The organism is Hymenobacter montanus (assembly GCF_014699115.1).
Classification (GTDB): Bacteria; Bacteroidota; Bacteroidia; order Cytophagales; family Hymenobacteraceae; genus Hymenobacter; species Hymenobacter montanus.
In genome coordinates this window covers 1-16,417 of sequence record NZ_JACXAD010000025.1, presented here as the reverse complement: position 1 = coordinate 16,417, position 16,417 = coordinate 1, and the positions used below count along the sequence as shown (strand labels likewise).

Sequence of the window (16,417 nt, the reverse complement as noted above, 5' to 3'; positions counted from 1 at the left end):
GAAAGCATGTCCCAAAGCTCCCCCGGTCGAGGCTGGTTCCTCTCTTTTTTGTGACCAACTGCCTGCCGGCCATGATGAACGCATACAAAAGCTGGGCTATCCCTATTTGTCATGTTCCGGTGAATAACCTGGCCGCGTCGCGTAATTTTGCCCCATGATATTATCCATCTTTTGGCGACGGCGGGGCATGCGGTATCTGGTCGTGTGGAGCGGCCTGCTGAGCTTCCTGTTCCTGGTGATGAGGTACCAGGGAGTTTCCCCGCTGCCGATAGAGCGGGCGCTGAAGCTCGCAGCTGCTATTACCAGCCTCTTTGTTGGCAGTGGGTACGTGCATAACTGGCTGTTGCGGCATTTTTTTGAGCATCGGCGCTACGGGATATACGGCCTGCTTACCGTGAGCCTGATCCTCACCGCCGCGAGCCTGTCCTGCTATGTATTTCCGCTGTTGGGGAGCCCAACGTCGTTTTGGCAAAGCATCAGTAACATCACCTTTATCCTCATTATTAGCGCGGCCGTGCCGTATTTCAGCCGGGGCATCGTCGCGCAATTTCAGATCCAGGAGCTGCGGGCCCGACAGTTGGAAACCGAGCTCAGCCTGCTGAAAGCGCAGGTCAACCAGCACTTTCTGTTCAACACCCTCAACAACCTGTACGGCCTGAGCCTGGCCGCTCCCGACCAGATGCCCGAAGCCCTGCTACAACTAGCCGGCCTGATGCGGTATCAGCTCGACAGCTCGCGCCAAAGCGTGGTTACGGTGGGTACCGAGGCCGAATACCTGGCCAACTACATCGGCCTGGAAAAGCTGCGTCTGCACCACAACACGCAAGTGGAGTTCCTGGCCGATCTGCCGCACCCGGAGCAGCCAGTGGCCCCGCTGCTCCTGCTGCCGCTGGTCGAAAACTGCTTCAAGCACGCGGTCGGCTCGGGCGGCCCCAACACCATTCGCATTAGCCTGTGCCAAACCGACGCAGGCCTGACCCTGCGCACCGACAACAGCATTCCGCCGCACTTCCACCCCACGCCTTCGGGCTTGGGCCTGCCTAACTTGCGCGCCCGGCTGGCCCAGCTTTACCCCGGGGGGCGCCACCAGTTCGCCGTCGAAGCCACGGCCACCCATTACGCCGCCACTCTCCAGCTCATGCTTTGATACCTGATTCCACTCCTGCCCCGCTGCGCTGTTTGCTGGTCGATGATGAGCCGCTGGCCCACACCGTAATGCGCGCTTACCTGGACCGCCTGCCCGGCCTCGCCGCCTGGGCCGGCAGCTGCTACGGCGCCGTAGAGGCCCTTACCTTTTTGCGCACCACGCCGGTCGACGTGCTGTTTCTGGACGTAGACATGCCCGGGCTCACCGGCCTGGAGTTGCTGCGCGCCTTGCCCCAGCCGCCGGCAGTCGTTTTGTGCACGGCCCACGCGGCTCATGCCCTCGATGCCTTCGACCTGGGAGTAGTCGACTACCTCTTGAAGCCGATTCGCTTTGAGCGGTTCGTTAAAACCATCAGCCGCTTGCACAAGCCGGCGGCCCCGCACGCCCCTTCCGTTGTGCCCGCGGCGCCGCCGGTGAACCCGCGGACGGCAGTAGTCGATTCCATCTTCCTCAAAACCGACGCCGGCACCGAGCGGGTGCGCTTTACGGAGCTGTTGTTCGTGGAGGGTTACGGCAACTTCGTCAAGTGCCACCTGGCATCGGGCCGGGTGCTGCTTACGGCCGAAACCATGAAGCAGATGGAAAGCCAGCTCCCGCCCAGCCAGTTTATGCGCACCCATAAGTCGTATCTGGTCAACCTGGCCAGCGTGGAGCGGCTCAGCGGGAACGTATTGCTGGTGGGAGTTCGGGAGGTACCGGTGGGCAGCACGTACCGGCAGGAAGTACTACGCCAGTTGCGGCTTAGGTAAGATAGGTCGGAGTAGCGGGCAGCCAGGCAGGAGGCGGCTCGTTGACAGCTACCGGCTGCCGGTGAGCTCTTGATAGAAAGGGGCAAGCTGCTGCACCTATGGCTGATAAACAACAGGACCGGCATGCTTTCGTAGTGGGCCCGGAAGCCCCGTGGGTTGCCGTCGTGGAGCTACTAAGCGGCCAGGAAGCTTCGGCAGATGGACGATAGTGAAACGAGAGCCTGAAGTCAGCGTCTTTTCATGCCTGCCCCGCCGCAACTACAGGGACGCCCGCGTTGGGCCCCACTCTTTCCGCGTTGCCGGAAAAAAACACGGGCGCTATGATAGTGCTTGATACTTTCGACATTAGTTGCCAGCAACCGATAAGGTCGCGCGGCGGGCTTGGCTTTATTTAAAATAATCTTTTGCCAAAGGTGATTCTGCCTTGGCCTAGCAGACCATTATAGTCCGTTCCGGAGGATCCGGGCGGTGGTCTCGGCCAGGCGGGGGCTACGTACTTTGACGCTATAATCTTCCTCTATTATTTCGATGCGGCAGTATTTACACGCAAAGCGCTGGTACTGGATTTTTCAGCTGTTGGGCTGGGGCGGGTTTTGGGCCACCCAAGTGCAGGCCAACTTCATGCTCGATCGGTATGACCCGGACACCTTGGTCTGGCTTACGGTGGCCGCCATGCTGGGCCTGCTGCTCACCCACTGCTACCGGGCGCTGCTGCTCCGCCGCCAGGTGCTACGCATGCCTTTGCCCTGGCAGGCGGGCGTCGCCGTATTGGGCCTGCTGGGCTTATCGGTGAGCATGCACCTGCTGAGCCCGCTGCTATACATGGCGCTGCTCGGTAAGTGGAAATGGCCTTACTCAGGGGGGTGGGCCACATTTACCTTTGGCGTGATAGGCATGGGCCGCTACTTGATCGTGTGGGTGTTGGCTTACCACTTCTTCGTGGTGGGCGAGCGGCTGGCCCAGGTTCAGGTGCGCGAGTTGCACGCGGCCGCGGCCCGCCGCCAGGCTGAGCTCGACCTGCTGCGCTCCCAGATCAACCCGCACTTTCTGTTTAACGCCCTCAACTCGGTACGGGCGCTCACGCTCTCCGACCCGCACCGCGCCCGCACTGCCGTAACGCAGCTCGCCGACCTGCTGCGCTATACGCTCAATTACGAACAGCACCAGCTTATCTCATTGCGGGAAGAGCTGACGGCTGTACACGACTACCTGGCCCTGGAGCAAACCCGCTTCGGGCCCGAGCGCCTGCGCCTCGACGTCGCCGTACCTTCGGAGCTGCTGAGCTGGCCCGTGCCGCCCGCCACGCTGCTCACGCTGGTTGAGAACGCGGTGAAGCACGGCATCAGTGCCACGCCGAACGGCGGGGTGCTGCGCCTCGTGGCCCAGCCCATGCCCACGGAGACCGGGGCGGCCGCATACCTGAGCCTGGAAGTAAGCCAACCCGGCCACTTGCCCCTGACGCCGCTGGCCCGCCCGGCGGGCCAGCGCGGCGGCCTGGGCCTGCTCAACACCCGCCAACGCCTGCGCTCCCTCTACGGCGATGCCGCCAGTCTCACACTCCAGGAAAACCCCATTGGCACCGTTATAGCTCGCCTCGACGTACCCGCCAATCCCCTCCCATGACGACCGCTCCCCTCCTCCCGCGTACCCGGGCCCTGCTCATCGAGGACGAATACCTGGCCCGCCAGGAGCTGCACTACCTGCTGCGGGAAGCTCATCCCGAAGTCGACATCGTGGGCGAAGCGGCCGACGCCGACACCGCCCGGCGGCTCATTGCCGAGCTGCGCCCCGACCTGCTGCTGCTCGATATCTCCCTGCCCGGCGAAACCGGCTTCGAGCTGCTCGAAAGCCTGGATGAGGTACCCTTGGTGGTGTTCATCACCGCTTACGACCAGTATGCCACCCGCGCCTTCCAGGTATCGGCCCTCGACTACGTGCTCAAGCCCGTACACCCCGAGCGCCTGGCCCAGGCCCTGGCCCGCGTGCGCCTGGCCCTGGGCGCGGCGGCCCCCGCTCGGGCTGAGACCACCAGCATCCCTTACCCGGGCGCGCGCCTGACGCCTCAAAGCCAGGTATTCCTGAAGGACGGCGAGCAATGCTACTTCGTACGCCTGGCCGACATCGACTTGTTCGAGGCCGTGGGTAACTACGTGCGGGTATACTTCGGCGCGCACGCCCCGCTGCACCACCGGTCGTTACAGCAGCTAGAGGAAAAGCTGCCCCCCGACTTGTTCTTCCGGGTCAACCGCCAGCAGATTCTCAACCTGACCACCATCGAAAAGGTACACGCCTACTACAAAGGGGGCCTGCTGCTGGAAGTGCGCGGGGGCCGCCGCGTCGACGTTTCGACCCGGCAGGCCGTGCGATTCAAGGAGTTACTGAGCTTATGAGTCCGCAACAGCAGGAGCTTCGGCCCCTCGGCGTTCGGTTGCCGACCCGCTGCTATTCCGCAAATCATTAGCTGCTCATCTCATCAGTTAACCCGCTTTGGGTGATGGCCTGCCGTCGAACAAGCAACCGACCAAACCAGTCTTACTGTCCACCCTGCTTGTTGCCGCCGCCTTTTTTGTCGTCGTTCGAAATGGACTTCCGCTGCTTGCCCTGCTGCTCCTGGCCAAAGCGGTACGTGAAGCTCAAGCGGAAAGACCGTTGGAAGGCCCGGTATTCGCTGGTTTCGCTGAAATCGGGCGTGGCCGTGGTACTGCGGTAGGGCCAGTAATTGTTAAAGGGCGAGCCAAAGTTCAGGACGAGGTCGGCCTTGTCGTTGAGAAGGGTCTTTTTCGCTCCCATCTGATAATAGAGATTGGCCGCGCCCCAGCCCTGCAGCTCCGGCGAGGGCAGTGAGCTGTACAGGAACGCCTGCACCGTAAACTTCTTCGGCAGCTTGTAGGAAGTATTAAAATTGAGCCCGGCGGTGAAACCGCGCCGCTCAATCCCCAGCGTCGGGTTGCGGCGTACGATATACTGCACATCCGGCCCGCCGCTGATATCCCAGCCCTTGGCGGGCTTGGCCGAGCCGTAGAAGTTGAGCTGATAAAAGGTGTTGGAAGCCACGTTGGCGTAGGTCTGCTCGGTCACGTTCGCGGTACTGGTGGGCAGGCGAATCGCCTCAATGGCGTTGCCCGTGCGCCGCACCGAGCCCGAAATGTTGAGCGAGCCAGCCTTGCCGTTCGTATTAAAGCTCAACTCATACGCATCGGTTAGCTCAGGGTCGAGGCCGGGGTTGCCGTAGGTGATACTCTGGGGGTCGCCGCGATTCACGAAGGGGTTCAGGTAATCGATGGAGGGCCGGGTGATGCGGCGGCTGTAGGCTAGGCGCAGGCTGTTGGCTTCGCTGAGGGTGTATTGGGCGTTGCCATTGGGCAGCAGCGACAGGTAGTGGCGGCTGAACCCGGTTTCGGTAGCGCGGAAGTCGGCCGTGAGGGTGGTGCGCTCCAGGCGGCTGCCTAAGCTAAACTTGAGCTGCTTGCTGGCCGCAAAGGAGTAGGTGGCGTAAGCGGCCTGCACGTTCTGGTCGTAGCTGAAGTTGGTGGCCCGGTCGGGCAGGCGCTCGAAGTTGGCCTGGCCCAGGGGTAAGCCGTCGACATCGGCCACCGAGCCGGTGTGGCGCCAGATGGATTTCAGGCCCACTTCCAAGGTTTGTTTTTCGCCGAAGGGCTGCACCAGGTCGGTTTGGAAGGTGATTTCGTCGCCGGGCGTCCGGCCCCGGCTGCGCTCGCGGTAGTCAGCCCGGCTGGTTTCGAGGTTGACGTAGGAGTTGCGGTACTCGTCGAAATCGTAGCCGAACGTGCCGTCGTTGCGGGCGTACTGGCCGAGCACGCTCCACTCGCGACGGGCCTGCGCGAAGGTCTTCGTGTAGGTCCCCGTAAGCTCCCCGTTGAGGCCGCTGAATAGGGTGTTGGTGGTACGGGTAAAGAGCTGGTTGCTGGCCCCCACGAAGTTATTGAGCAAGTTGCTGTAGTTGTGGCCGTTGTAGTGGTTAAGCGAGCCCGTCAGCGACAGGCTCTGGTGCTCGCTCAGATCGTAGTCGAGGCCCACCGTGCCGTAGTACCAGCGGCCCCCGTAGCTGCCGGCCCCGCGCTGCGTCAGCGTCGAATTGTCGCGCTGGCCAACGCGGGTGAGCTCAAACTCACTCGGCCCGTACCAGCCACCCGTGCCACCCGACGACGTAAACCCCAGCTTGTTCTGCTTGAAGTTAAGCGCGGCCGTGACGTTGGAGTTGCGGTTGCCCGCCGAGGCCCCCACCCGGCCGTTCAGGCCCTGATTTACGCCCTTTTTCAGTACGATGTTGATAATGCCGGCCGTGCCTTCGCCATCGTATTTGGCGGGCGGCGTGGTGATGACCTCGACCGATTTGATCTGCTCGGCCGGAATGCCTTTCAGGGCCTCGGCCAGGTTCTGGGCCAGGGTGGGCGAAGGCTTGTTGTTCACCAGCACCTTGAAGTTGCTGGAGCCGCGCATCTGCACGTTGCCGTCGCCGTCCACGGCCAGCAGCGGGGCTTTGCGCAGCACGTCGGCGGCGGTGCCGCCGGCATTGGTCACGTCCTGGTCGGCGTTGTACACGAGGCGGTCGGGGCGCACTTCCACCACCGGCTTCGTGCCGACCACGACGGCTTCGGCCAGCGCCGTGCCGGCCGGGGGTAGCCGGAACGTGCCCGCATTGGTTGCTCCAGCCGAGATAGTCACGGCGCGGGTCTGGGAGCCGTAGCCCACGTAGCTCACGCGCAGGCGGGCCGGGCCGGGGGCCAGCTTGGTAAGGGAGAAACGGCCCTGGTCGTCGGCGGCCACGCCGGTTATCGGCCGGTCGTTGGGCGGCGTCCCCGGCTGGGCGGGCGGCAGCAGCACCACGGTGGCGTAAGGCACGGGCTCGTTTTTCAGCGAGTCGACCACCAGGCCCGTGAGTGAGCCTGGGCCGCTAGCCGGCCCAGCCGCCGTTTGGGCGTGAACAACCGGGCTCCACCCAGTGCCCAGGGCCAGCAGGAACCCCAGCAAACGGTAATGTTGCATCAGAGCATAAGCGTATGTAGGACGGGGCCCCAAGGATGCGGGACGGACCCGGTTGGTTGCGGTTGCCTTGAATAAGTAACTACCTCTAAGGTTAAGGGCGGAAAAACGTAAAGGCATGCGTTTGCTGAGTTGAGGAGAAAAGAATGGCCCAAAGGTCCGGGCCGGCGGCACGCAGGGCGCCCCAATGCATGATGTGGACCGTCCCATATCATGATTTGGGCCGGCTCCCACCATCAACCCCGAGAGTACTAGCGTTGGCTCGATTCGTTACAGGCAGGTAGTAATAATTAGAAAATCAGTCATTGAGGGCGCAAATTCCTGGATTAACGGTGCGCTGATGCCCTAGCAACCGCTACCTTAGTAGTACGCCGTAGCGCGCCCGCTCATTTTGCCGTCTGCCATGCACATTCTTCGCCACGTCGACCTCACCAAAGTTTTTTTCGTTGACATCGAAACGGTACCGGCCCATGGTAGCCACGATGACTTGCCCGAAACCCACCGGCCGCTGTGGGAAAGATTCAGCACCAAGCGCCACGCCAAAGAAGTGGCCGATGGCCGCACCCACCCCGAGCTATATGAAAAAGCGGGGCTCTACGCCGAATTCGGCAAGGTCGTGTGCATCTCGGTGGGGTTTTTCCGCCCCCTGAAAGACGAGACGCTGGAGTTCCGCATCAAGTCATTTGCCGACGACGATGAGTGCGAAGTCCTCCGGGGCTTCGCCAGCCTGCTGGCTCGCCACCCCCCGTGCAGCTACGAATACCGCCCTAAGCTCGAATCGGCCAGCAAGGACGGCTACTACCTGTGCGCCCATAATGGCCGCGAGTTCGACTACGGCTACCTGGGGCGGCGCATGCTCATCTGCGGCCAGCCAATTCCGCCCATGCTCGACATTGCCGGCCACAAGCCCTGGGACCTCCCCCACCTGCTCGACACCATGGACCTGTGGCGGTTCGGCGACAACAAAGGATACATCTCGCTGCCCCTGCTGGCCGGTATTTTTGGTATTCCCAGTCCCAAAGACGACATCGATGGCTCCCAGGTAGCTCATACCTACTGGGCCGAGCGCAACCTCCGGCGCATTGTTACCTACTGCGAGAAGGACGTCATCACCACGGCGCGCATTTTCCTGCACTACACCGGCCAGAAAGCCCTCTGGCCGGAAGTACAAGTCACCCACACACCGTGGCCGGCCGTACCTACCATGCGCGTAATGGCGTAGCCTGCCCTAAACAAAGGGGCATCCAAGCAACCCCTTGGTTCGACGACCATGTGCGTGATGCGTAGCTTGTCCCCATACCAGCTCAGCAAGCGCTCCCGCCCCGGTAATGCCGAGCGCAGTACCCCGCTTGGCCTAACCTGCTTTCGCCGACTAGCCCCAGCTGCCGCCGAGCCGCGTAGCGGCGACAGGTTGGTAGTACTCCAGGTGAGCAAGAACAGCAAAGCCGCGTAGCGGTGACAGAGGCGCCAGGGCTTCTGTCACCGCTACGCGGCTTTGGTTCAGATGATGGTGACGCTATTCCTACCAACCTGTCGCCGCTACGCGGCTCTGATGCAGATGATGGTGACGATATTGCTACCAACCTCTCGCCGCTACGCGGCTTTGTTCAGGTGATGACGCTATATTCTACCAATCTGTCGCCCTACCGGGTACGACCGCGTTGCGGCTCGGCGGCAGCTTGGGACTATAAACCTAGCTTACGGGCCTGATAGCCTATCCCAAGGTTGCCAAATCGATTACGAAGCGGTACTTCACGTCGCCTTTCAGCATGCGCTCGTAAGCCTCGTTGATGTCGGCGATGTTGATGAGTTCGATGTCGGACACGATGTTGTGCTCGGCGCAGAAGTCCAGCATCTCCTGGGTTTCGGCAATGCCGCCGATGAGCGAGCCGGCAATGCGGCGACGCTTGCCGATGAGGTTGAAGGCGTGCACCTGGGGCGCTTCGGGTGGCACGCCGAGTAGAATCATGGTCCCGTCGCGCCGCAGCAGGTTCAGGTAAGCGGCCAGGTCGAGCGGGGCCGACACGGTATTGAGGATGAAGTCGAAGTAGTTGCTGACGCTTTTTAGCTGCTCTTTGTCTTTGGTAACCACAAATTTGTGGGCGCCCAGCTCTTTGGCGTCGGCCTCCTTGTTGGGCGAGGTGCTGAGCACGGTTACCTCAGCGCCCATGGCGGCGGCCAGCTTCACCGCCATGTGGCCCAGGCCGCCGAGGCCCATTACGCCCACCCGGTGGCCGGGGCCCACCTGCCACTGCCGTAAGGGCGAGTAGGTGGTGATGCCGGCGCAAAGCAGCGGGGCCACCCGGGCCAGCTCGAGCTTATCCGATACTTTCAGCGTGTACTTCTCGTCCACCACAATCCGGCTGGAATAGCCGCCGTAGGTGGGCGCGCCGCTGCCAATTTCGCGGCCGTTGTAGGTACCCACCATGCCGGTGGTTTCGCAGTACTGCTCCAGGCCGTCCTGGCAGCTAGAGCAGGTGCGGCAGGAGTCGACCATGCAGCCCACCCCGGCCAAGTCGCCGACTTTGAAGTTCTGTACCTGGGCACCCACGCTGCTCACGCGCCCCACGATTTCGTGGCCCGGCACCATCGGGAAGATGGACCCGCCCCACTCGTCGCGCACCTGGTGCAAGTCCGAGTGGCATACGCCACAGAAGTGAATGTCAATCAGGACATCGTGGGGGCCGACTTCGCGGCGTTCGAAGTTAAAAGGTGCCAAGGGCACATTCGCGGCCGGAGCCGCGTAGGCTTTGGTAGGAAGCATGAGTAAGTTTAAAACGAGTGAAGATGGATGGTCAGGGCCGGGTGTTAAACTCCGTTGGCGGGGGGATGGTTGGGCTAGCCCACCAAAAAAGCCACTGCCCCGGACTACTCCAAGCCGACAACTACTGCCTCAGGCTGGTTGGGCTCAGGCCAAATTTCTTTTTAAACGCCGCGCTAAAATGCTGTACCGACGAGTAGCCCAGCTCGAAGGCCAGCTCGCTGGCCGTTTTCTGACGGTTCTGGAGTTGGGCTTTGGCATCGGCCAGGCGGTAGTCGCTGAGATAGCCGAACACGGTTTGGCCGAACAGCTCCTTGAAGCCTTTTTTTAGCTTGAACTCGTTGAGGCCGGCTACCCGCGCCAGCTCGGGCAGGCTGGGCGGCAGGGCGAGGTGCTGAATGAGGTAGTCGCGGGCAAAAAGCAGGCGCTCCTGGTCGTAGTCGGTGCGGGCGTAGCGGCGCGGGGCCTGGGCCTGCTCAAAAGCATCGGCCTGCAGCACGAGTATTTCCAAGGCCTTGGAATACAGAAAAAGCTTTTTCAGCGGGCCCGCGAAGCGGCAGTTCAACACCTCGCGAATAGCCGTGTGCAGCGCCAGGTTGAGGTGTAGGCTCGGCGCGCTTAGCTGCAGCTGCTCGCCCTCGAGCACGGCGGCGCAAAAGCGGCGTAAGGGCTCGTTGGCTTGCTGGGCCAGGGCCAGGAAAGCCGGCTTGGTGAATTGCAGAATGAAGGTTTCCGACTCCAGCTCTTCATTGCGCATCGTACCCTCGAAACCCGGGTAGTAGAACAGGTTATGCCGGTAGCCGGCCAGGTGGACCACGGTATTGGCCCGGCGGTTCTCGATTAGTACCCGGCCGCGCAGGTTAAAGTGCAGGTGCACTACTTCGAGGTCGGCGCGCCACTCGGCCGTGAAAGGCTCGCGGTAGTGCCAGCGCGAGTAGGCCATGCGAATGCCCTCGAAATACCAGTGGGCCATGTAGCCCTTGCCAACTGGCAGGTCGAGCTCGCGCGCCTGCTCCACGAGGTCGGGGGTGTGGAAGTCGTCCGCCACGTAGTCGTTGCGGTGAATAAGGGACTGGTCGCCCTGGTGGCGCACTTGAAGAGGCATGGCCGGGGAAATTTAGGACACATTATTTCATCAGCCGCCGGAGCAGCTTCGTGAAAATACCGGGCGGCGCAATCCGGGTGTTCTGAAAAGCAGCGAATTGCCAAGTGCCGCTTTCCTCGACGGCTACCAGGGCTTGAATGGAGCTTCGACCTGGAGGAGCTTTTTTTTGCCAGCGCAATTTTACGGCTCCGGTGGTATGCAACACCGCTACGGTGGGAGCCAGGAGCCGGAAATCGGTAATATCGCCGCTCACCAGCTCGGAACCGCGCAGCACCCCATCAAATAACTCCTGATGAGCCCGCCCGATGGCGGCCCGGCCCCGAAGATGAGTTCCGTCGAAGACCACGTAATCGGCATCTTCAGTGAAGCTAGCGGCGTACTGTTCGCCATTACCAAGTTTCCAGGCGGCGTTCAGCTGGTCGAGTAAGCGCTGAATTTGCTGGCGGGCATGCTGGGCAGGCTCAATCATTGGCAAGAGAATCTACTAGGTGATGAGGCAAAGGTCTGGCCCTGAGCCGCCGGGGTCTTTATACAAAACGGACTTCTACTTACACCTGCCGGATTTTTTTACCTAAGCGCCGGGTCGGCTCCGCCTTTTATACATCTGACTCCGGCAGCTATAACGGCTCGCCCCACAAGGTTTGGGACTTTTGCAACGGCTTAGGCACACTGCGCTGCCAGGCCGCTCCACTATGCCCGAAGTAGAAGTTTTTCGAACCAACGTGCCCGATCACCGCTCCGCTGCCGCGCTACGGCGCTGCCTGCAGGCGTGCTTCCCCACCTGGCGCATCACCTTCGACCTAAGCGATTGCGACCGGGTGCTGCGGGTGGAAAACCCCACCGGCCCGCCCGACAGCCCCGCGGTAGCGGCGCTGCTCCACGCCCGGGGCTACGCCTGCACCCCTCTCCCCGACTGATCTGCATTCTCAACTCTCATGTTTTCTTTCAAACAACTCCGTCAACTTATGCAAGTCCAAGGCAGCGGCACCCTCGCGGCGCGCATCCAATCTGTCAGCTCGTTTACCCGCCTGCACCTGAGCGTGCACGGCACCGTGGAGCTCCGCCAAAGCACCGAAGAAAAAGTGATAATCGAGGCCGATGATAACCTGCTCGACCACGTCGGGGTAACCAACGCGGGCCGCACCCTCTTCATCACGACCGAAGACAAGCTGCGGCGTCCGGCCTACTCGCAGCTTCACGTTACGGTGTACCTGCGCCAGCTTCAGCACCTCGACATTGCCAGCGAAGGCCACGTAACCTGCGGCGCACCCCTAGTGGCCGTAGAGCCGCTGGAAATCAAGATTCGGTCGGTCGGCAATACCCAGCTCCAAGTTCAGGCCGACGTTCTGAACCTGCACAGCGCCTGCGAGGGCCGCGTGGAAGTAGCCGGTACAGCCCGCGAAGTCAAGCTCACCAACCTGGCGGAAGGCGACCTGGACTGCGACGCGCTGACCGCGCAGCACCTGCGGCTGCGCAACCTGGGCGCCGGCAACGTGCGGGTGCGGGCGCAGGAAACCATTCACCTCCAGCACCTGGGACAAGGATTTGTGCACTACGCCGGCACCGCCCGGCTGCTCGACGTGCGCCATTACGGGGCCGGCGAAATCCGACACGTTGACTAATGCTCCCATTGGCGGAACCAGCCCCGAAATCGTTCGCTCCGAGCCGGCCCGCGGGGCAGGAAAGGCCCCGGGAGCCCCGCCCCTCGCTACTGCGGTAGCGCCCCCTCGCTTGGGGAAACCCCAGGGGTCGGCAACGCTCCCGGGGCCAGCGTGGCCCCCACCAATTCGCGCATGCGCCGCAACGATTCGCGGGCAAACCGGCGCTGCAACATCCGGCCGAACAGCTTAAACCCGAGCCAGTAGAATGGATTGCGGATCTGCCCCAGCTGCGACACGGCGTGAATGCGAAACTGCACCGCGCCCGACTCCAGGTTTTTGTGAATGGTAAAATCAATCTGGCCGCGTTCAAAGTGCCCTTCGAGGGTGCGGTAGCCGTAGCCCCACACCCGCTCCGGCCCCCCGGGGGTGGCGCGAGCGGCCTCGTCGGTCAGCCCGCTCACCCGCACGCCGAAGTAAAACCTGAAGCACAAAAACTGCGCCCGCAGCACCATGATGCGGTTTTCCAGGGGCGAGTCCGGCACGAAGATGCCAGTAATAAGGTCGGGCGGGGGAAAGGCGTAACGGCGCAGCACTTCCTGGGCAGCGGCGAAAGCCCCCGCCGCGGCAGGCGGCCCGGGGGGTTCGGTGGGCAAGTCGGTTTCGTAGTCATCGAGGCGCCAGCCGGTGGCGCTGGTGTATTCGTTCTGGCGGCTGAAGTCGTAGTTGACTTTCGCGTTGGCGTAAGCGTCGAGCCGGGCGCGGTACTGTTCCCAGAGGGGTGGACTGGCAGCGCGCGGGGTCGTACCCGGCAGGGTCGTACCCGGCAAGGCGGTATCTGCTAAGCGGCGGGCCGCGGGCCGTTCAGGCGTGGCGCTCATGGTCATTGGAGCCGGTTTCGGTTTGGGTAAGGGTTTCTACCACTACGTCGCTCAGGGCCTGGCCGCCGCTGGCCGCCGCCACCCGTCGGCAGAACTCAGTCCAGGTGGCTTCCTGCACGCGCTTGCCCACGCCGAGCGTGCCGTAGGCGAAGGCCACCAGCCCGTCGCGCGAGCGGGCCCACGAACGAATCTCAAACCGGAGCACATCGGGGCGCTCATCGAGGTAATGCGCTTCGAAATGAATGCGGCCCGCCTCGGGGTGGCCTTCGAGGGTGATGAACTCGAAGAAGGTGTCGGCAACCGCCGTTACCCGCACGCAGCCATTCCAGGGCCCCAGAATACTGATTTCAAACTCCTCGCCCACCCGCAGCCCGTCATTCGTCCCAGATTTCTTCTTAAAGTCCGCCAGCAGCTCCGGGGCGAAGCGCGCTACGTCGGCCTGTACCTCGGCCATGAGCTGGGCTGACGAGAGGCGCGGCCGGGCCACGTCAATAAAGTAGCGGCGTTCCAGCCACGGACCGGAACCAGTGGCAGCAGGCTGTTCGGAATGGTTAGGATTAGCCATTTGGGAATTAAAAATGAAGAATTAAAAATTAAAAATTCGCTGGTTTAAATCCTTTTCCGCGTATACGCTATACACTTCCCTTAGGTGATGCCTGCTTAGCAGTTCAGCAGTAACATATTTTTAATTCCTCATTTTTAATTTTTAATTCCTCATGGCTTACTACCGCCCGCCCGGTCCCCCACCCGACCCCGTTTTGGTGCAAACGCTTACCCAGCAGCAGCAGGAAATGCGCCAACGGGTACGCGCCGAGCCGCTGCCGCAGGAGCCCCGCCTGATTGCCGGCTGTGACTCCTCTTTCCCAACGCCCGACACCATTCTGTCGGTGTTTGTGGTGTTGAAATTCCCCTCCCTGGAGCTGGTGGAGAAGGTTTATAACTACGGGCCCGTGGATATGCCCTACGTGCCGGGCTTTCTCTCCTTCCGCGAGGCGCCCAACGTCATTCACACCTTCGCCAAGCTCGAAAACAAGCCCGACGTCATCATGGTCGACGGCCACGGCATCGCGCACCCGCGCCGCATGGGCATTGCCGCGCACCTGGGCGTGTTGCTCGACCGGCCCACGTTCGGCGTAGCCAAGCAAAAGCTGACGGGCACGTTCGCCGAGCCCGGCCCGGAGCGCGGCAGCATCAGTCCCCTGACCGACGCCAAAACCGGCGAGCTGATTGGCCAGGTCGTTCGCAGCAAAGACAAGGTGCTGCCCCTGTTCGTGAGCCCTGGCCACCGCTGCGACCAAGCCACCGCCACGCGACTAACCCTGGCTTGCTTGCGCGGCTACAAGCTACCCGAGCCCACCCGACTGGCCGACCATTGGGCCGAGCAGTTCAAAAAGGACGTGCGCTGAATGGAGGATTAAAATGAATTAAAAATTAAAAATTGACAACGGGGCCATGAGCACTTTTTCTCGGGTCATTTTTAATTTTTAATTCTTCATTTTTAATTCAAAAGATCCCTCAGCGCTGCCAAACTCTCGGCTGCTTCGGCAGGCAGTTTCAGCAGCTCAGCGACGGCCTGGAACACGGCTTGCTTGCCTGGTGCCTGGCCCAGCACGCCAGTATCCAGGGGCCGCTGCTGAGATTTCGACAACTTGTGTCCGGCGACATCAATCAGCAACGAGTGATGATAAAAGCTGATGCGGGAGCCGTTGAAGGGGCTCGTTTCGGACAGTTGGCTGGCCAGCCACAGTTGCGCGGCCGTGCTGGGCTGTAGGTCCAGGCCGCGCACAATCAGGGTGGTGCCCAGGCGCAAATCATCTACCACCGAGGCTACCTGGTAGGCGGCTACGGCGTCCTTTTTGCGCAGGACGAAATCGGGCATCCCTTTTCCGAGCGGCACGGTAGTTTCGCCCTGCCAGCCGTCTGTGAACACCACCGTGGTGCTAGCCGGCACCCGGGCGCGCCAGGCCGGGCCGGGCGTGTCGAGCGGTACTGCCACCTCGGGGCCTCCGGTGCGGGTGCGGTGGCTGGCGTACACGAGCCCCGGCCGCTGGGCCAGGCGGCGCAGCACCGCATTATAAGCGGGTAAGTGCAGGAGCTGCGAGTGGTGGCGCAGAAAATCATCGGGGCCGCTGGGCCCACGGTCGTAGTCGATCCCCAGCCAATCAATCACGCGGAAGATGTTGTCGAGGTAGGCCGGCCGCAGGCGGGCGCGGTCCAGGTCGTCGATGCGCAAATGCAGCGTGCCCCCAGCCTGGCGCGTGAGCAGCCAGGTGAGCACGAAGTTCACGGCATTGCCCAGGTGCAGGTAGCCGCTGGGCGTGGGCGCGAGGCGCGCAACAACGGGTGGCTTGCCGTCAAGCATCCGGGGTGGGGAAAGCTGATATACTACCAGGACCACGCGGCCTGTTGCAGCACCACGCGGTAGCCGTCGGGGTCCTCAAAAGTACGGCCCTGCTGGTCCCAGTAAGGGTTGTAGGACACCACTGGCGCGAAGCCCGCTGCCTGCATACGCTCTACGGCCATCTGCCACTCGTCGGCATCAGGCAGGTAAAAAACCAGGAGGTTATCGGTTGTCGGTGCCCGCCCGGCAACGTGACGGGCATGGCGGGTGAACTCCAAGTGATAAGGCGCGCGGGGGTGGCCCAGCATGACGCCATCAAACTCATTGTGATTGCTAAATGAGGCCAGTTGCTGTAGGCCCAACCCATCACAGTAAAATTTCAGCAACGCTGGCAGGTTATCGGTGGGCCGGGCCACCCGCAAAATGGGAGTCATTGGCAATGAAACAGGCTGTTTGTAAAGCCACAAACCTACGTACTTCCAAGCCCAGAAGCCGGCGCGGCCCGCCACTAACCGGGCAGTCTTGTACCCGACGGCACCAGTCACAGCTCAGGCCGCGGGCTGAGCTCGACGTTCACGGTCAATGGCTATGTGCTAATGAGCTGTTATATTCCACAACAAGCCCCCGAGCGTTGGCGGCAGTTTTAAGCAGTTTTGACGTTTGCCACTCCTTCAGGTGGATAATGGGCTTAGCAGAAGGCCAAACCTTACCAGCACTGCGTGGTTGAATTATTTCTCGCGATTTCACCGATAGACTAGGCTGTACGGACAATTATCTTTGGGTTCGTGAGCAATCTGGATGAAATCAGTGACCGGGCATGGGCGGCGTTGG

16 protein-coding genes are annotated in these 16,417 nt (G+C 61.9%); 8 read left to right on the top strand and 8 right to left on the bottom strand.

The features are described from left to right. The first annotated feature begins 154 nt into the window (after window positions 1-154). The 4 genes from IC235_RS18545 to IC235_RS18530 all read left to right on the top strand — a co-directional run bounded on the left by IC235_RS18545 (window position 155) and on the right by IC235_RS18530 (window position 4,286). On the top strand, window positions 155-1,147 hold the full coding sequence (locus IC235_RS18545) for a sensor histidine kinase (protein ID WP_191006702.1): 993 nt from the start codon (window positions 155-157) through the stop codon (window positions 1,145-1,147). Then, the gene (locus tag IC235_RS18540; RefSeq protein WP_191006701.1) at window positions 1,144-1,896 is read left to right on the top strand and encodes a LytR/AlgR family response regulator transcription factor; all 753 of its coding nucleotides are present in this window, start codon (window positions 1,144-1,146) and stop codon (window positions 1,894-1,896) included. The genes IC235_RS18545 and IC235_RS18540 overlap by 4 nt, the downstream gene beginning before the upstream one ends. Window positions 1,897-2,424: 528 nt before the next feature. After that, window positions 2,425-3,519 (top strand): sensor histidine kinase, encoded by a 1,095-nt coding sequence (locus IC235_RS18535; RefSeq protein WP_191006700.1) that lies wholly within the window; start codon window positions 2,425-2,427, stop codon window positions 3,517-3,519. After that, a complete protein-coding gene (locus tag IC235_RS18530) occupies window positions 3,516-4,286 on the top strand; it encodes a LytR/AlgR family response regulator transcription factor (RefSeq protein ID WP_191006699.1) in 771 nt (256 codons plus the stop codon). The genes IC235_RS18535 and IC235_RS18530 overlap by 4 nt, the downstream gene beginning before the upstream one ends. Before the next feature lie 142 nt (window positions 4,287-4,428). On the opposite strand, the gene IC235_RS18525 is transcribed toward IC235_RS18530, so the two are convergent. Beyond that, on the bottom strand, window positions 4,429-6,903 hold the full coding sequence (locus IC235_RS18525; RefSeq protein ID WP_191006698.1) for a TonB-dependent receptor domain-containing protein: 2,475 nt from the start codon (window positions 6,901-6,903) through the stop codon (window positions 4,429-4,431). 400 nt (window positions 6,904-7,303) lie between these two features. Between IC235_RS18525 and IC235_RS18520 the strand changes: the two genes are divergently transcribed. Beyond that, entirely contained in the window at window positions 7,304-8,122 is an 819-nt protein-coding gene (locus tag IC235_RS18520) for a ribonuclease H-like domain-containing protein (protein WP_223847404.1), read from the top strand. Window positions 8,123-8,614: 492 nt separating this feature from the next. On the opposite strand, the gene IC235_RS18515 is transcribed toward IC235_RS18520, so the two are convergent. The 3 genes from IC235_RS18515 to IC235_RS18505 all read right to left on the bottom strand — a co-directional run bounded on the left by IC235_RS18515 (window position 8,615) and on the right by IC235_RS18505 (window position 11,235). After that, window positions 8,615-9,664 carry an NAD(P)-dependent alcohol dehydrogenase gene (locus IC235_RS18515; protein WP_191006697.1) on the bottom strand — a complete coding sequence of 350 codons (1,050 nt, stop codon included), beginning with the start codon at window positions 9,662-9,664 and terminating at the stop codon, window positions 8,615-8,617. A gap of 121 nt (window positions 9,665-9,785) precedes the next feature. Continuing rightward, window positions 9,786-10,766 (bottom strand): helix-turn-helix transcriptional regulator, encoded by a 981-nt coding sequence (locus IC235_RS18510; RefSeq protein ID WP_191006696.1) that lies wholly within the window; start codon window positions 10,764-10,766, stop codon window positions 9,786-9,788. 22 nt (window positions 10,767-10,788) lie between these two features. Then, window positions 10,789-11,235 (bottom strand): SgcJ/EcaC family oxidoreductase, encoded by a 447-nt coding sequence (locus IC235_RS18505; RefSeq protein ID WP_191006695.1) that lies wholly within the window; start codon window positions 11,233-11,235, stop codon window positions 10,789-10,791. A gap of 223 nt (window positions 11,236-11,458) precedes the next feature. Here IC235_RS18505 and IC235_RS18500 point away from each other — a divergent pair, with 223 nt between their 5' ends. Both IC235_RS18500 and IC235_RS18495 read left to right on the top strand, forming a co-directional pair. Then, complete coding sequence (locus tag IC235_RS18500; RefSeq protein WP_191006694.1) at window positions 11,459-11,683, top strand: hypothetical protein; 225 nt, start codon at window positions 11,459-11,461, stop codon at window positions 11,681-11,683. 48 nt (window positions 11,684-11,731) lie between these two features. Continuing rightward, window positions 11,732-12,388 carry a head GIN domain-containing protein gene (locus IC235_RS18495; protein WP_191006693.1) on the top strand — a complete coding sequence of 219 codons (657 nt, stop codon included), beginning with the start codon at window positions 11,732-11,734 and terminating at the stop codon, window positions 12,386-12,388. 86 nt (window positions 12,389-12,474) lie between these two features. Here the strand turns inward: IC235_RS18495 and IC235_RS18490 are convergent, their stop codons facing one another. Next, entirely contained in the window at window positions 12,475-13,245 is a 771-nt protein-coding gene (locus tag IC235_RS18490; RefSeq protein ID WP_191006692.1) for a DUF1990 family protein, read from the bottom strand. After that, window positions 13,229-13,810, bottom strand: a complete 582-nt coding sequence (locus tag IC235_RS18485; protein WP_191006691.1) for a DUF1990 family protein — start codon at window positions 13,808-13,810, stop codon at window positions 13,229-13,231. Before IC235_RS18485 ends, IC235_RS18490 begins: the two co-directional genes overlap by 17 nt. 151 nt (window positions 13,811-13,961) lie before the next feature. On the opposite strand from IC235_RS18485, the gene nfi reads away from it, so the two are divergent. Continuing rightward, complete coding sequence (nfi, locus tag IC235_RS18480; protein ID WP_191006690.1) at window positions 13,962-14,651, top strand: deoxyribonuclease V; 690 nt, start codon at window positions 13,962-13,964, stop codon at window positions 14,649-14,651. Window positions 14,652-14,743: 92 nt separating this feature from the next. Here the strand turns inward: nfi and IC235_RS18475 are convergent, their stop codons facing one another. Both IC235_RS18475 and IC235_RS18470 read right to left on the bottom strand, forming a co-directional pair. Next, a complete protein-coding gene (locus IC235_RS18475) occupies window positions 14,744-15,607 on the bottom strand; it encodes a glutamate--tRNA ligase family protein (RefSeq protein WP_191006689.1) in 864 nt (287 codons plus the stop codon). Between the two features lie 23 nt (window positions 15,608-15,630). After that, a complete protein-coding gene (locus tag IC235_RS18470; RefSeq protein ID WP_191006688.1) occupies window positions 15,631-16,020 on the bottom strand; it encodes a VOC family protein in 390 nt (129 codons plus the stop codon). Window positions 16,021-16,417: the final 397 nt, after the last annotated feature.

Bases quoted from the DNA above. Each gene is read 5' to 3' on its own strand.
- IC235_RS18525 (WP_191006698.1), bottom strand. From the start codon at position 6,903: ATGCAACATTACCGTTTGCTGGGGTTCCTGCTGGCCCTGGGCACTGGG.
- IC235_RS18510 (WP_191006696.1), bottom strand. From the start codon at position 10,766: ATGCCTCTTCAAGTGCGCCACCAGGGCGACCAGTCCCTTATTCACCGC.
- IC235_RS18515 (WP_191006697.1), bottom strand. From the start codon at position 9,664: ATGCTTCCTACCAAAGCCTACGCGGCTCCGGCCGCGAATGTGCCCTTG.
- IC235_RS18505 (WP_191006695.1), bottom strand. From the start codon at position 11,235: ATGATTGAGCCTGCCCAGCATGCCCGCCAGCAAATTCAGCGCTTACTC.
- IC235_RS18530 (WP_191006699.1), top strand. From the start codon at position 3,516: ATGACGACCGCTCCCCTCCTCCCGCGTACCCGGGCCCTGCTCATCGAG.
- IC235_RS18520 (WP_223847404.1), top strand. From the start codon at position 7,304: ATGCACATTCTTCGCCACGTCGACCTCACCAAAGTTTTTTTCGTTGAC.
- IC235_RS18485 (WP_191006691.1), bottom strand. From the start codon at position 13,810: ATGGCTAATCCTAACCATTCCGAACAGCCTGCTGCCACTGGTTCCGGT.
- IC235_RS18470 (WP_191006688.1), bottom strand. From the start codon at position 16,020: ATGACTCCCATTTTGCGGGTGGCCCGGCCCACCGATAACCTGCCAGCG.
- IC235_RS18475 (WP_191006689.1), bottom strand. From the start codon at position 15,607: ATGCTTGACGGCAAGCCACCCGTTGTTGCGCGCCTCGCGCCCACGCCC.
- IC235_RS18495 (WP_191006693.1), top strand. From the start codon at position 11,732: ATGCAAGTCCAAGGCAGCGGCACCCTCGCGGCGCGCATCCAATCTGTC.
- IC235_RS18500 (WP_191006694.1), top strand. From the start codon at position 11,459: ATGCCCGAAGTAGAAGTTTTTCGAACCAACGTGCCCGATCACCGCTCC.
- nfi (WP_191006690.1), top strand. From the start codon at position 13,962: ATGGCTTACTACCGCCCGCCCGGTCCCCCACCCGACCCCGTTTTGGTG.
- IC235_RS18490 (WP_191006692.1), bottom strand. From the start codon at position 13,245: ATGAGCGCCACGCCTGAACGGCCCGCGGCCCGCCGCTTAGCAGATACC.
- IC235_RS18545 (WP_191006702.1), top strand. From the start codon at position 155: ATGATATTATCCATCTTTTGGCGACGGCGGGGCATGCGGTATCTGGTC.
- IC235_RS18535 (WP_191006700.1), top strand. From the start codon at position 2,425: ATGCGGCAGTATTTACACGCAAAGCGCTGGTACTGGATTTTTCAGCTG.